This window comes from Paenibacillus sp. 01T442 (genome assembly GCF_056398345.1).
On record NZ_JBFTPF010000021.1, the window covers coordinates 78043 to 92637 of the forward strand.

The window sequence follows — 14595 nt, forward strand, 5'->3', positions numbered from 1 at the left end:
CCTCGAGTCTCCATAATTAGAAATAATGGGACCTGAATGGGCCCATTATTTCTTCATTGTGTTGTGTTATTTGAAACTTGCTTTATTCTTTTCGTACCATTCTTGTGCGATTTGATCGGCCTTGTCGCCGCCAGCGCTCTTGTATTCTTTACGTATCATGTCAAGAGCTTGCTCTGGCGTGATATCGCCTTTGACGATAGCTCTCGTGCGGATCTCGACCAATTTCGGCTCGATACTCGCAAACACGTTGCTGATTTCCGGAGAATTCGGGGAATACGGAATATCCCGACGGAACGGCACGCTAAGCGCTGTCTTCATCGCTTCAGCGTTCAACTTCGCCCAGCGTTGCGAAAGCGGATCTTGTGGGGCTTTGACCATCAAATCCTCCAACTTGAACGTCTTCGCATCGTTTCTTAGGATCGCATACTCACCAGCGTATGCAACTTCCTTCTTGAATTTGTCTGCGTCAATCACTTGAGGAACGCCATTCACCAATTTGAAATGCGTGTTCTCAATACCATTCGCAAGCGTGTACCAGCCCTTATCCAGCATCCAGTCGAGATATTGGATCGCTGCTTTCGGATTTTTCATATTTTTGTTAAAAGCGACATAAATATTGGCTGGCGTCTCTTGATAGCCGCCAAACTTGCCGTACTTCGTCGAGAAAGCTGCTAAAGGCACTGGGTTCGCATCCGGGAAATTTTTCATCAGATCCTTCATATAGGTGTCAATGCCATTGCCGACACTACCAATCAGGATGCCTGTTTTGCCTTGCGCCCAGTCGCCCATCATCTTCTGACTATTTTTATCCGTCAAGTATTCTTTATCAATGTATCCGTTCTCGTATAGTTTACGTTCGAAGTTAATTGCACCAACGTTGCGGTCAACGACCCTCGAGTTAACCATTTTACCCCCATCGAGGTACCATTGCGTGCTATGTGTCCCATACAGACCAGAGATCACGTTAGACCAAACAAACATCGACACGACAGGTGCGTTCGTATTGCCGGATAAACCCTTATCTTTGAAAGCTTTCGTCACTGCGAAAAACTCTTCCTCCGTCGTCGGCGCCTTCATGCCAACCTTATCCAGCCAATCCTGCCGGATCCACATGCCAGCATTAGCTATGCCGCTCAATGCCCGTTTTGATGTGATCCCATATATTTTACCATCAAATGTCATCAGCGGCTTTAAGTCCGGATTTTCGTTGATATAATTTTTAATGACGGTGCTGTATTGATTGATGTAATCATCAAGGGGTTGAACAACGCCCTGCGAGACAAGCGTGCCGATATAATTGCGGTCGAAGTCCCAGATCAAATCCGGCGCTTCGCCTGAGGCAATCAGCGTATTCAGCTTATCCTGCGCCTGGTTGCGTGGAACCGGTACATATTTAACTTGTATGCCCGATTGCTCCTGAATCCATTTGGTCCAGCGATTCTGTTCATACGAGCCTTCTTCTGCGGCAACCGCACCTCGGTCGTACATGGTAACACTAACGGCCTTCGGCAGTTTATCGTATTTATCTTCCACCTTTGCCGCTGCGGACGGAGTTGGACTTCCACTTGCTCCTTCCTCCGTTTTACTGCAGCCCGTTAGCGCCGCTCCTAACGTCATTGCCAAAATCGTAGAACCTAACACCCAACTTTTTGTTCTCTTCATACGATGACCTCCCACATGGTTTAATTATATCACAAGGCGACTTGCGCCATTATGAACGGAGCCAATGACAATCCGCGTTAAACAAGCTAGCCTTTGACGGAGCCCATTAAAACGCCTTTCACGAAATATTTTTGTAGAAAAGGATAAATAATCAGAATAGGCAGTGAAGCCAGCATAGCGGCTCCAGCACGAACACCTTCTGGTGGCAGCGCGTTGTTCGCGTTCGAATCCCCAACAAGCAGTGCGGGATCGAGGTTGTCGATCATCTGGTAGAGCTTGACCATCAGCGACATGTGGGTTGAACTTTTAATAAAGATAAGCACGTTGTAATACGCGTTCCACCACCCTACCGCGTAGAAGAGCGTCAATGCTGCAATAACCGGAAGTGCTAGCGGAAGARCGATACGAACAAGCACTACCCAATCCTTTGCTCCATCAATGGAGGCTGATTCCTCAAGCTCACTCGGTAAACCTTCGAAAAAGGTTTTCAAGACGAACAAATTGTAGGTGCTGATGAGGCCTGATAACCAAAGAGACCAATAGGTGTTCATGAGCCCTAAGCTTTTAATAAGTAGAAACTGAGGGATAAGTCCTCCCGTGAACAGCATCGTGAAAATAATCATGCCGAGGACGAGACCCCGTCCACGCAGGTCCATTTTGGACAGCGGGTAAGCCGCCATAATCGTAACCAGCATGTTGAGCACGGTACCAACAACGGTCATCACGACCGTATTTTTCATCGCGATGAACAGCTGACCGTCATCAATCAAGTTACGATAGGCATCCCATGTAAATTGTCTAGGCCATATCGAAACATAACCGGCGCGAATAGCTTCGCCCGAGCTAAGAGAAACCGCCAACACATTCAAAAAAGGGAAGAACGTCGAGAACGTGCATATCCCTAAGAAGAGATAGAGTAGTAAGCGGGGCACGCGCTCTTTCCAGACAGTCATTCGCAGCCCCTCCTTTCGGTGATTGAATTTGCCTCCAACGGCTCGCTCCGCTACCATAACGCTCGCTCTCCCATCGCTCGAATAATTCGATTCACTGTAAGCACGAGTACTAACCCTACGAGGGATTGAACCAATCCAATCGCTGTCGTATAGCTGTATTGCAGGTTAACGAGCCCAAGCCTGTAAATATAAGTACTCATCACGTCGGAAACGCTGGTTACCATGGGATTGGTCAGTGCCCAGACGTGCTCGAAGCCAACATCGAACATACGGCCCATTTGCAGAACCAGCAAGAGCGCAATTGTGCTTCGGATGCCTGGAAGCGTCACATGCCATATTTGTCTCAGCTTACCGCCCCCGTCTATACGGGCTGCTTCATATAAATGTGGGTCAATGCTAGCCATTGCCGCCAAATAAAGAATCGTGCTAAAGCCAGCATCCCGCCATATGCCGGAAAACACATAGACGAGGGGCCACCAAAAGGTGTTTCCCATGAAATAGATCGGATCCATACCGAATGCCTTCAGGATATAATTGATAAACCCGCTGCCCGGTGAAAGTAATCCGATGACGATTGTGCCGAGGATAATCCACGATAAAAAATGCGGCAAATACAATAGGTTCTGAACAACTCGCTTGTACCATTCCACACGTACCTCGTTCAGCATGATGGCGAGTATGATCGGGACAGGAAAACCAAAACACAGTCCATATAGATTTAATAGGAGCGTGTTGCGTACAATCTTAAACAGATCACTGCTGTGCAGCAGCCGATTGAAATGCTCCAGTCCCACCCACTTGCTGCCCCATATACCGTCAGCTAGACGAAAATTCTTAAACGCAATGATTTCCCCGTATAACGGGAAGTACTTAAATATTACGAAGTAAGCGATCACGGGAACGAGCAGCATATAAAGAAATGGTCTGCGTTTCAGGTCCCTCCATATTGGTCTGCGTGATGCCTTCAGTTTGGCGCGTCCGTGGCTTCCGGCATCCACAGCTGGTTGTGAGAGCATGCATGGTTCACCTTCCTTTCTGTTATTAGCCTGATGTGATTCGGCTTGAACCCACCATACCAACAGCCGTTTTATATGGAAAGCTTCACTTCTTGATGTTCTCAGCTTCTCTTGCTTTGAGGGCTACACAATTTTTGCTCTCCTATTCTTTTCATGATAAAAGCCCGGGCGCTAGGCGCCCGGGCTGGGAAAAACGGCGATGCGGGCATTGATTTCTCATGGATTAGATTCTTTCCATGATTTGTTTACTCTTTCAGATATGAATCAGTATCCGGATAATTCGCTTTTATCCAGTCGATCGCCGATCATAAAACAATTCTCGAAAGGCAATTCCAAATGGGCAGCTGCAGCCTCAGCCGCAATCAAGGATGGTTTGCCTACAACAAAAACTATGGCTTTGCCTGTTGCAATCTCAAGAGCTGCGATAAATGTACCTGCATCCGGAATTTGTCCGCCGTCTAATGGACAAGTTGCATCAGGGTTGGAAGCGACGATAATGGATCCTCTTACCGCTGCCTGATACACTGTTTAGCTTGTCATAGGTGAATTGGCGATCCCATGAGAGCACGACATATTGGGCTTGCTCGCTGTCTGGTCGCAAAGTTTGTATTGCCTCCGCTGCCCCTTCAATCGTTCTATCCCCCAGATATACAGTAACCATCTAAATCGAACACATAGCCCCTTGCCATATCTTTCCCACCCTTTGAAAAATTAAATTTTATCCGGCAAGGCGACTGAAAACAGAAAAAAACCGTATCCATGTAAACACATTCCACCAATTTTCTGGTAGGATATGATTACGGATAAGGTCTTCTCCTAGACTCGCGCCTAACCGTATATTCATCCTTAATATGTTAACTATAAAACGTTTTCACATTTTTTGCCAAGCACGAACCCGAGCGTAACATAACGAGAGCAGAATTTACTGCTAGTAATCGTTCGTAATTGTAAAAATAGATGTGGCTTTCAATATCTTTCTTAAGTGCTTCAATTGAGTCCCGCCAATTTGTTCATTGTCCAAAACAGTCGATTACGTGGCTCTGTGATTTCCTTTACCTTCTCTTTATCTTCTTCATGGCTTTCTTCGAGGGGGAGCTGCGCAAGATATAACGTTCTATCCCTTATACTGTTTTGGAATTTTTCGTGATGCGTGCAGAAAGTCGAGATTCTCTTTTGCAAAGGATAACTAACTTGGATTTGGACGTACTCATCTAGCAGGAAGATCCGAGAGACAACCTGCCACGTACGGTCGCCGACATCCCTCTCCTCAGTGCACCGATCTCCGTTAGGTTAAAACTTTTCTTAACTTGTTTATACTTTCGATTACACATTTCATATTCTCTTCATTATTCATTTCATTTCTTGCATATAACAGTGCTGGTCTTAACGATTCAACAGACTTCCCGAATTGTTTCATCCACTCAAATCTTGGGACTATCCAAAGATGAAAATGATGTGTTGTATCTTCATTGTAAAAATAATAAACATAATCAATCCCTAACTCTTTTCTTTGGGCATCACGAATCTTTTTTACCAACTCTATATAACGAAGAGATTCATCATCAGTTAGTTCATCCATACAATAAAAATGCCTTTTAGACGCAAGGATAACTAATCCAGGGATAGGATACGCTACATCCTGATGAGCATGGAAGAACTCATCTTCATAAACTACACCACCAGTTAGTTCAACTAATCCACCAGTTAAAGCACAACTTAAGCATTCAACTTCTACTGTCATCCCATTGGCAAGTGTAATTTCTCTCATCTCTTTCTCCTTTTGAAACATAAGTTTTTGTTCATTTTAACATCCATATGCTCTTTAATCCCAATATAGCTAATTCCGAAACGTCCTAACGATTCTTTAATCTTTCTACTTTGTAACTCTCATTCGGCGCATAGAAACGCCATTTTCCAGAAAGGAATCTATGTTGCGAAAGCCCGTTTTTTCGTAGCAGCGGATGGCTCTTTTATTATCCAACCGCACGTCAAGCTGTACATATCGCAGTCGCGGATCGGAGAAAGATTTCTCCAACATACATCTCGTAATCTCGGTACCAAGCCCACGTGAGTACAGGGATGGATCGCCTATCACGATGGCGTATTCAATACCCTCACCTGTTGAGTCCATGCCTTTCAGACTCACACGGCCAATCATCCGCTCGTTTATAAATATGGCGAAATAACTAGCGTCAGTACGGTTAATCTTTTTTTGCCAGTACTTGGTCAATTCTTCGATCGTGTAGGGGTGAAACGTTTTAGCGTTTGCAGTTTCATGCAACTCGCGATTATTATACCAGTCCAGCATAACGGGAACATCTAAAAGGGCGATACGCCGGTAAGACCATTCCAATATTTCCATTATTGATAGGGCTCCTCATGTTATTATTAATAAAGTAAAATCCTACTCAAGAATTTTATTAATATTATGATTGAATGAAATCTAATGTACCGTCAATGCGCCAACCTTTACCTTCTACAAGTTTTACTTTAATTTCGTGTACTTCATAGTTATCTGAATCCCCTAACGGAACTTTCAATGAATATGTTTTTTGAATGTTCCCGTCCTTGATTAATGTGGCTTGGGATGCGTTCCAATCCCTAGTGCTTCCACCATCGGCATCTGATTGCGACAGTCTGCCATTGATTTCGAGTAACATTCCGGTTTCGATTTCTTTATTCCAAAAAGCCGCTGATTGTTCTGGCGTAGTTACTTCTTCTAGATACGCAATAAACTTTTCTTTGGTATCCAAATCATTTCCCATCCACCGATAACTGTTACCTTCTACTTTAAAACTTCTTTCAACTAATTCAACGCCCGAACCACCATTTGCTATATGCCAGTAATGTCTTTGCGCAGCGCCGGCTAATTGAACCGCTACTTTTTCGTTCATTAGCTGATTGTAAATTTCACTCTCAATAATGACGGTATTATTTCCTTGATCCCATATAACTTTTGCGCCAAGTGATTCAGCCAAGGCACGTGCCGGGATCATGGTGCTTCCGTCTATAATTTGAGGCGGTACTTCAGAAGTAATTACCTTTCCGTTAACAATCATTTTTACGATTGCAGGCGCAGCAAAAGAAACGCTTGAGAATAGAGCAGATCCTACAATCATGCCACATACAAATGTTTTCCAATTCATTTTCAATAGAATACCACCTTTCGTTACATCCATCTTTCGTGAAGTCTGCGATATCGTCTAAAGACATACCCGTTTTTTTAGTGCAACCAAGAACATTAAAAACCGAATGTCAGTGTCTATAAATTCACGAATCACGCTTTTGGTTCTTCTTATTTTTGGGATCCGCTTTCTTGACCATTTTACCCCCATCAAAATGTCGACCGTAAGTTTTTACATGCGTAGTGATTTCCTCAGCAGGAGGTAGTTGCCCCTCAAGCTCCCAAGTTAAAAAATAGGACTGTACTTTTCCACTATAAAATACCCAGCTAAAAAATCTTCGTGTAAAATTGTGGAAGCCTTTGGTCCTGAATTTATTCATACGCTTGCCATCTTTCCAGACGGTTGTCGTTTGACCAACGCCTCCCTGCATTTGACCAGTCAATTCCGCATATAGAAGGTCTTCATTTTGGGTCATTGCTTTCATAATGAATTGATTTAACAACCCATTTATCATCAATCTTGGAATATTGAAAAGTTCTCCTCTTGTTACAGAAATCACTGCACCTGGTGGCAACAAGACATTTCTGTCTCCCAAGGTAAATGTGGCTCCGTACTTATTAGTAGGGTCTTCATGTTTCGTCCATGTTTTCATTAGGTCTCCTCCTTATTTTTTTAATGAACTCATTCCCAACCAAACAAAGCCAGCGCCAGTAAAGGCTGCACCGAGCGTAGAGATTAAAGCTTCTACATCACCTGCTAAACTCCCGCTCGCAAAGACCATTGTTCCCACGATCAGAAGTATCCCACCACCACGCGGAAGTGCCTTTCGCCGAAGAAATGAGAGCCCGAAGAGGATCATTCCGAGTACAAATAGCAATGGACCAAAGGTATGTAGGTTCCTTGTTATACTCGTCTCGAAAACCGCGTCTACTTGCTTTCCGAATGCACCAGCAACTTCCACAAAAACAATTGCCGTAACAAAAATGGTACCCACAATGCCTGAAATCATGCCTAACAATCCGAGTAACCCGATTTGACTTCCGTACGCCGTGTACAACCAAAAGAATGCAAATACAAGAAGTAAATGAGCGGATAAAACTAAAGTCTGCCCCAATACTGTCCCTGGACCGTTACTTGCCCCAAGGTTCAGTACATGCGCAATAACAAGCAGCACCCCCGATACGACACATGATAATCCGCCTAGACGTTCCGATAATGTAGTTTTCATTTTACAGCTCCCGATTGATTTACTGAAGTACTAAAAAACGAAATCATCAACGAATTTATCGTTGTCGGCCGTTCCATGGCCAGCCCGTGGCCAGTATCTGCCACTAATTTCGTTTGTATGTGCGGAACTAAGTGATTGGCTCTTGCAATCGCTTTTCTAGGATCATATTGAATATCTTGATCTCCGATCAGCAGGAGAGTTGGGCATTGAATGGCTTTCAGCTCATCATCCTCCATGTAACTTGGAAATAACTTATTTTTTGGCAAAGCATTCTGCATGCCCGCAATGAATTGGTTTCTCAAAGTTTTATTAACCTGATTTCCTTTACCGATCATGTAGTTCATTAGGCCGTTCAGACGTTTGGTTGTTGGAAAGACACCGGCGAGAAGGCATTTGATGAAAAATTTCTTGCTCTGTGGTTGAAAAGAAGCTGCTGGACTCATGACCACCATTTTATTGATAAACTGTGGAGCGTAAATGGCCAAAACCAAAGCAATAAATCCACCGTATGACAGACCTGCAACATGAGCCTTTTGAATATTCAAACCGTTCAAGATTTCACGGAACCAACTCGCACATTCTTCTTTGTTTTTAATCTGCCGAATAGCTTCACTCTTGTTAATATCTCCGATAAAATCCACTGCATAGGTACGATACCGTTTGCTTAGTGGCCTGATATTTTCGATCCACATCGTAGAACTAAAGCCAAATCCATGGAACAGAATCAGCGGTTCGGCATCTTCCGGTCCTGAAATAAGTACGTGTGTTTCACCAAAAGAAGTATCAAAGTATGCTGATTCTACCGGTACATCCCATTCTTGAAGTGTTCTATCGTAAGCTTGAATAAAGGTTTCCTTCGCACCGTTTTTATTTCTGTAAATCGTTTTCATGGTACGCGACTCCCCAATATCTTTTCAAAACAATAGTAAGGCTTTTGGCGAAAAGGAAAGCGTATCGTTCCGATCCGCTCATAACCAGCCTGTTCATACATCCTGACGGCAGTATCATTTGCAGAGAATACGTCCAGGCGGATACTGGTGCACGTTTGGTCAAGGGCATATTGTTCCGCGAAACCAAGCAGAATTTTGCCTAGTCCCCTTCTCTGGAACTCGGGATGAACGGCAAGCCGGTGAACACAGGCAGGCTTCCCTTGCCGATCCGTCCAGTCCAAAATATCGTATCGCGAGCTTTGCTTTTCATTCACGACAACCGCTGCAATCACGGTATTGCTCTGTTTTACTCCGAACAGGCTTCCACTTTGGAGATCACTCTGGATGATGAAGCGGTTAGGGTAAAAGCGGTCCCACTGCTTGACACCTTCTCTTCGGAGGTGTTGCGTGACGGATGTGTAGAGGTTCCGTAGGCTGTGTCCGTCCAAAAGTTGAAATTGTTCCACTTGCATAAGATTCCTCCAGTTTTTATACAGCGTGCAGTTTAATTTGTTCAAGACGCCTAGCTGATTTTTTGCGATAGACCATCGTCCACAAAATTGCCGCTCCTATAAATCCGTACAGGACAAAATTGGATATCGCTAGAAATTGTGAAGTAGAGAGATGATTGACCATGATGACTCTCACGACCGACTCCATGACTAGAACAATCCCCCATACGAATGTCATTAGCCGCAGCACATAGCGAAAATATGGATATTTCCAATTATCCGCAAATCCTTCGATTGCAAGAAATCGCAGCACTAGGTAGTACATTAGCGGACGTTTAAACGAGAGGGAGCCCAGGAAAATAAGCCCGACGGAGCCTGTGATGAGCGATTCTCGGACTAATAAAATTTTCTCATTCCCGCCCATAGATACGAGGATCAGCGTTAAGAGGAACGTGAACAGCATTAACGCCCCGAATACGTCGAATTTTTTATGTCTGATTAGGTGGACGAGATTGTCCACAAGAGGCACCAGAGTCGCAATAGTCAAAGCGAGAACGCTGCTCATGGAATGACTTAACCATTCATAAATCCCCCATGGGGCCAAGCCGTTTATGATCAAAGTAAACAGTACGTAAGTACGCGGAGTCATTTTCACAAGTTTTTTCTCTCCTGTATTCCATGTTTCCATTTTTTTTCGCTCCTTTTCAGCACTTCCGCTAAACATCATTAGAGCAATCATTGCCGACATGTATACGATAAAATAAGGCTGTCTTATGTCCGTACAGGCTGCCACAACTACATATACCGCACAAGTGCAGCATGCGAGAAGGAGAAGGGCTGTAGTACGGCCTAGTCGTCGAAACATGTTCATTCCCCTGAGGTCCTTCATTCCACAATCGGAATGACATGGCTGGCTAGTCTCTTTACTTTCATCGCTCTCCTGCGTATCGCCCATTCGACAATCAACAGATTCGGTACCCACGCTAACCAGGCCGCAATTGGATAAGCCGTCTCGAAATCGAACGGAATCATGAGCAGCGGCAGCCAAATACGCAAAGTAACACCCGAAAAGGTTAATGCATAGCTTCGCAGCATCCATTGTTGATGAGCCCCGACTTGGCTCTTTTGTATCCGGTTAACGGCCGTCAAAGTCGCACAAATCCATAAGCTATCCAACAAGAAAAAACCGGCCTTCGAAAACCCGCCTCCACTTGCAAAAATGGATAGATAAATATTGACAATTCCGCTGATGAGAATGCTGATCACATAGATTTTGCCAAGCCATCGATGAAGTTGCATCCTTTTTGCTTCAGGCTTGCGGAGAAGTTGAAATAGTCCAACCACTAGTGCGACGCACCCGCTTACGATATGTGTGTACAACACATAAATCCATGGAGAATAATGAAAGTCTGGTTTCGATAACTTGACCTTGACGAGTCCTGCATACTCGGCACCGACAATTCCGTATTGCACGACAACATAGCCAAGTACAATAGCAACAACCAAAATGGTCATAATGATTTTACCAACCGTTGTTAAATATGAATTCATTACATTTCTCCTCACCCTTCTTCTTCGACATGAATCCGCTTTTCGTACCCTAAGTATAGAAAAGTACGCCCTAGATACCTAGGGTGGAAAGTACATAACTTTCGGGTATACTTTCTGAACTGCCCGCTCCTGTATGCACGCATTTGACCTAAAAAAAGCGCTACATACCGTCAATAGGTATGTAGCGCTTTTTTATTCTTTGCGATCTCTTGTACTCAGAGGTTATAACAAATTATGTAATTTATTTACTGCTTGCGTACGATTCTCCACATTCAGCTTTGAATAAATGATGGACACGTAGTTTTTTATCGTACTTTCCGAAAAATGCATCTTCAGCGCAATCTCTTTATATTTAAACCCGTCCGAAAGAAACCGGACGATTTCCATCTCTTTCTCGGTTAGCCCATATACCGGATTGCTTTCTTCCGGCTCCTCCCGTGCGTCTTGAAGAGTCGGAGTATGTTTTTGACGGGTATCGACCAGCAGCTTGGCGGTTTCCATAGAGATCAACGAACCTCCGCTGTTTACAATCCGAACAGCTTCGGCCAAATGCTTAGGTTGAACGCTTTTCAGCAGATAACCCTCAGCACCGAGCGAGATCGCTTCCGCTGCATTATCGGTATCCTGAAACGTAGTCAATATGATTACTTTGACATCAGGCCAACGCTGTTTGATGATGCTCGTCGCCTTAATTCCATTCATCTCCGGCATATGAATGTCCATTAAGATGACATCCGGCGCTTCTATCTCGCACATTTCTATCAGGGCAAGTCCGTTCCCAGCCACGCCAATAACCTGCAAATCCAGTTCCATATCGAGCAAAATGCGGAAGCTTTCTGCAATTAGCTCCTGGTCCTCCGCAAGGAGAAGCCTAATATTTGTCATGTTGCCACGTTTTTTTACCGGAATCTCACACTTTACCCAGACACCACCATTGAAATCTGAAGTGATTTCAACCTTACCTAACGCGGCTGATATCCTTTCCTTCATCGTCTGGATCCCGAAACCTTGCTGAAGCTTTTCTTTGGTAGCCCCAATACCATTATCCTTGACTTCGAGGTGGATCTTATCGGCTAGGTAACGAAGTTGGATTTGGATCCTGTTCGCACGTGCATGGCGAACAGCGTTCGTAAGCGCCTCTTGCACGCATCGCAAAAGTGCAAGATGCTGTGCCTGCGAAAGTGGATAGACGACGCCTTCTGTAAGATACTCCACCTCGATTCCCGTATTTATGGAGAGCTCGCTACCCAACTGACTGATCTGGTCAAACAGTGATTCCTGAAGACCGAAGTTATCTGCATTGTGAACATGATCGCGTATATCCTCCAAGCCTCTTCTCGCGAAATCTAGCAGCTTATCCAAACGCTCTGTTTGTTTTTCCGCCCCTTGAAGATATAGGTCCATCTCCCGTTTTGTCAACTCAAGTCCCGCAATCATGGAAGTCAGCGTATGACCAATCGTGTCATGGAGTTCTCGCGAAATTCGGTTACGTTCTTCGACGATCGTAAGCTGCTCCACTTGCTTCGAATATTCGGTTAACGCGCGGTTCTGTTCATGGATAAGCAGCATCTGATTCTCATTGTCCCGCAACAGTTCACTCATTTGTTTATTATGATCGATGAACTGATGGAATCTGTTGCCGATCTTGGTTACTCCCCACAAAACAACGGTTGTCTGCAGGACGATCACAATCGAACCGTTCACCGTTGCACCATCCATTTGTGGAAAGAAAAGATCTTTTCTGAAAATGAAGCCGAGCGCTGTAAAGATAGCAGTTGTCATCCCTGTATATATAATTAGCTGCCCATTAAGGTAAACAAGCGCGAGGGCTAGATTAATATACATAATTTGAAAGATCAGCGAGTTATCGTTGAATGCCCACAGCTGGTACATCGAAAAGAGAAGCATCCCCGTCATAAAAACATACTTATAATTCTTTTCAATAGAKGGTACGAATAATAACGAAAGCATAATACCAAAAAAAACGAGAATAATGAGTATAAATTGGCCATTGATCGAATTAAATAAGGAATAATGCGTAGCGATGTTCAATTCAGCCATTATAAAAATAGGCCCACATAGCAAAAAAAAGAGCAGTCTATTTTTTTGCACGTCAAGCTCCAAATTTGTGAAACAGGTTTCTTTCAGCCAGCTAACCATTAAGAGGAAATTCCTCCTTGAATAAGGGAATGTTTGAAAGCTCACACAAATGAATTCGCATGATTCCTGGATCGTCTCCACTACTATAAAGAAGTAATCCAAGCGTAATCCGCATTTCCTGCGGGATGGTTTTTATCCAACAAGCAGACGAATGCCTTCGTGATTAATAATTTGACTAGCATTGTGATCCTGATCATGGAGGCTGCCACATCCTGTACATGTCCATACCCTTAAGAAATGATGTTTCACATCCGAATTACGGGGTTCCACACCATGACAAGTGTTCTCTGCTGTTCATTAAACAATACCATACTAATTCACCATCGAATAGTGCCATTCCTCTAGTTTACTGCCGAGGGTGTCAATCAACGAAATCTCATTCCCCCTCTTTGTCCGTTCCGATCGGATCATGCAAGGACATCTTTCCGAGTTTTCTTCAACGAACGCAGATGCATCAAGATCTCATTCTCAATACAACGCGCCGCAAAAGTTAGGGCTTTTGAGAACAATCCGTTGCAATCATCGACTAGAAGACATTAAAACCCGATATTTATTCAATACTAATTAAATAACCCCGTAGAAATTAAAAAAGTGGATGTTCACAAAAGTAAACATCCACTAACGATTTTTATTTTCCTTGATCATTTGCTCTATTGAATAATAAGTGGGACTACCTTGCCCTGATTCACATCGATTAAACCGAAGTCCGTAATTTTCAAAGCCGGACTTACCGGTAGRGAGTGCGTACTGATGGACATGATGGGATTATAATGCTGRTAGCCCAGCGATTCCATAGCTTTRCGGAGCTGTTCAACTTCCATGGCTACCTGCTCCAGCGGCTCTTCCGTTAAGATGCCGCCMACTGGCAGCCTGAGGTTCGCGATCACTTTGCCGTCTTCCACRACGCTGAAACCRCCTTGATTGTTAATCACTTCGTTAGCGGCAAGCTGCATATCGCCRGGATTGTGCCCGACAACGAGCAAGTTATGATTGTCGTGGGAGTACGTCGTCGCGATGGCTCCCCGCTTRATCGTATCGCCGCCAATCAATCCRTAGGCGCGATTGCCATTCTTCCCGTAGCGTTCGAACGTAGCAATGAGTGCGCTGCCGCTTTCCTGCCATAGCAGCTTCCCTTGCCGAACTTCAACCTGAGCGTGCTGTTCTTCTGTGAATGTAGAACCATCCTTCACCATCATCTTGCGGCACGTATAAACAGCGTCAGCTTCTTCTATGCTGACAACAAAATCCGCTTCCTTTAAAGGCGCCATCTGCACGCTCTGATAATAATGCGCAGGGAAAGCCGGAGGCTTGATGATTGGTGTATAAGCCTTGTCCACATCGTAAACTTTACGCCCCGCCTTGAAAACCTGCTCAATCGTTAGCTGTTCTAGATTGGAAAGCAGCAGGAAATCGCCTATCTTGCCAGGGGCGATTACCCCGCGGTCATACATCCGCATCCGCTTGGCTGGAGAGAGTGTGCTGGCATAAATGGCCTGCTCGGGCTTCATACCCATGCCGA

General features: G+C 44.4%; 15 protein-coding genes and 2 pseudogenes. All 17 read right to left on the minus strand.

Translation table 11 applies throughout. From position 1 onward, the window contains the following. Positions 1-66 precede the first annotated feature (66 nt). Positions 67-1662 (minus strand): extracellular solute-binding protein, encoded by a 1596-nt coding sequence (locus AC1DLM_RS18075; RefSeq protein WP_441987431.1) that lies wholly within the window; start codon positions 1660-1662, stop codon positions 67-69. Positions 1663-1748: 86 nt separating this feature from the next. Further along, positions 1749-2615 carry a carbohydrate ABC transporter permease gene (locus AC1DLM_RS18080; RefSeq protein WP_477570744.1) on the minus strand — a complete coding sequence of 289 codons (867 nt, stop codon included), beginning with the start codon at positions 2613-2615 and terminating at the stop codon, positions 1749-1751. A gap of 50 nt (positions 2616-2665) precedes the next feature. Continuing rightward, a complete protein-coding gene (locus AC1DLM_RS18085; protein WP_441987433.1) occupies positions 2666-3631 on the minus strand; it encodes an ABC transporter permease in 966 nt (321 codons plus the stop codon). 264 nt (positions 3632-3895) lie between these two features. Then, positions 3896-4156: an HAD hydrolase-like protein gene (locus tag AC1DLM_RS18090; protein WP_477570745.1), complete on the minus strand. Its 261-nt coding sequence runs from the start codon at positions 4154-4156 to the stop codon at positions 3896-3898. Positions 4157-4916: 760 nt separating this feature from the next. Further along, entirely contained in the window at positions 4917-5399 is a 483-nt protein-coding gene (locus AC1DLM_RS18095) for an HIT family protein (protein ID WP_441987435.1), read from the minus strand. A 105-nt stretch (positions 5400-5504) separates the two neighbouring features. Next, positions 5505-5993 carry a GNAT family N-acetyltransferase gene (locus AC1DLM_RS18100; protein WP_477570746.1) on the minus strand — a complete coding sequence of 163 codons (489 nt, stop codon included), beginning with the start codon at positions 5991-5993 and terminating at the stop codon, positions 5505-5507. Between the two features lie 64 nt (positions 5994-6057). Next, positions 6058-6777 carry a DL-endopeptidase inhibitor IseA family protein gene (locus tag AC1DLM_RS18105; RefSeq protein WP_441987479.1) on the minus strand — a complete coding sequence of 240 codons (720 nt, stop codon included), beginning with the start codon at positions 6775-6777 and terminating at the stop codon, positions 6058-6060. Positions 6778-6901: 124 nt separating this feature from the next. Beyond that, entirely contained in the window at positions 6902-7408 is a 507-nt protein-coding gene (locus AC1DLM_RS18110; protein ID WP_441987436.1) for a hypothetical protein, read from the minus strand. A 12-nt stretch (positions 7409-7420) separates the two neighbouring features. Beyond that, positions 7421-7984, minus strand: a complete 564-nt coding sequence (locus AC1DLM_RS18115; RefSeq protein ID WP_441987437.1) for a hypothetical protein — start codon at positions 7982-7984, stop codon at positions 7421-7423. Further along, positions 7981-8874, minus strand: coding sequence for an alpha/beta fold hydrolase (locus tag AC1DLM_RS18120; RefSeq protein WP_477570747.1), 894 nt, complete (start codon positions 8872-8874; stop codon positions 7981-7983). Before AC1DLM_RS18120 ends, AC1DLM_RS18115 begins: the two co-directional genes overlap by 4 nt. Beyond that, positions 8871-9386, minus strand: a complete 516-nt coding sequence (locus AC1DLM_RS18125; protein WP_441987439.1) for a GNAT family N-acetyltransferase — start codon at positions 9384-9386, stop codon at positions 8871-8873. The genes AC1DLM_RS18120 and AC1DLM_RS18125 overlap by 4 nt, the downstream gene beginning before the upstream one ends. A 16-nt stretch (positions 9387-9402) precedes the next feature. After that, positions 9403-10230 (minus strand): VC0807 family protein, encoded by an 828-nt coding sequence (locus tag AC1DLM_RS18130; RefSeq protein WP_441987440.1) that lies wholly within the window; start codon positions 10228-10230, stop codon positions 9403-9405. A 20-nt stretch (positions 10231-10250) separates the two neighbouring features. Beyond that, positions 10251-10916, minus strand: coding sequence for a DUF2306 domain-containing protein (locus tag AC1DLM_RS18135; protein WP_441987441.1), 666 nt, complete (start codon positions 10914-10916; stop codon positions 10251-10253). Positions 10917-11138: 222 nt separating this feature from the next. Next, positions 11139-13076, minus strand: coding sequence for a DUF4077 domain-containing protein (locus AC1DLM_RS18140; RefSeq protein ID WP_441987442.1), 1938 nt, complete (start codon positions 13074-13076; stop codon positions 11139-11141). Positions 13077-13283: 207 nt separating this feature from the next. Further along, positions 13284-13346, minus strand: a pseudogene (locus tag AC1DLM_RS18145) (hypothetical protein); the annotation flags it as partial. Positions 13347-13412: 66 nt separating this feature from the next. Further along, positions 13413-13579, minus strand: a pseudogene (locus AC1DLM_RS18150) (RNA polymerase subunit sigma-70); the annotation flags it as partial. Positions 13580-13726: 147 nt separating this feature from the next. After that, positions 13727-14595: adenine deaminase C-terminal domain-containing protein (locus AC1DLM_RS18155; protein WP_477570748.1), on the minus strand; the 869-nt coding region annotated here is incomplete at its 5' end.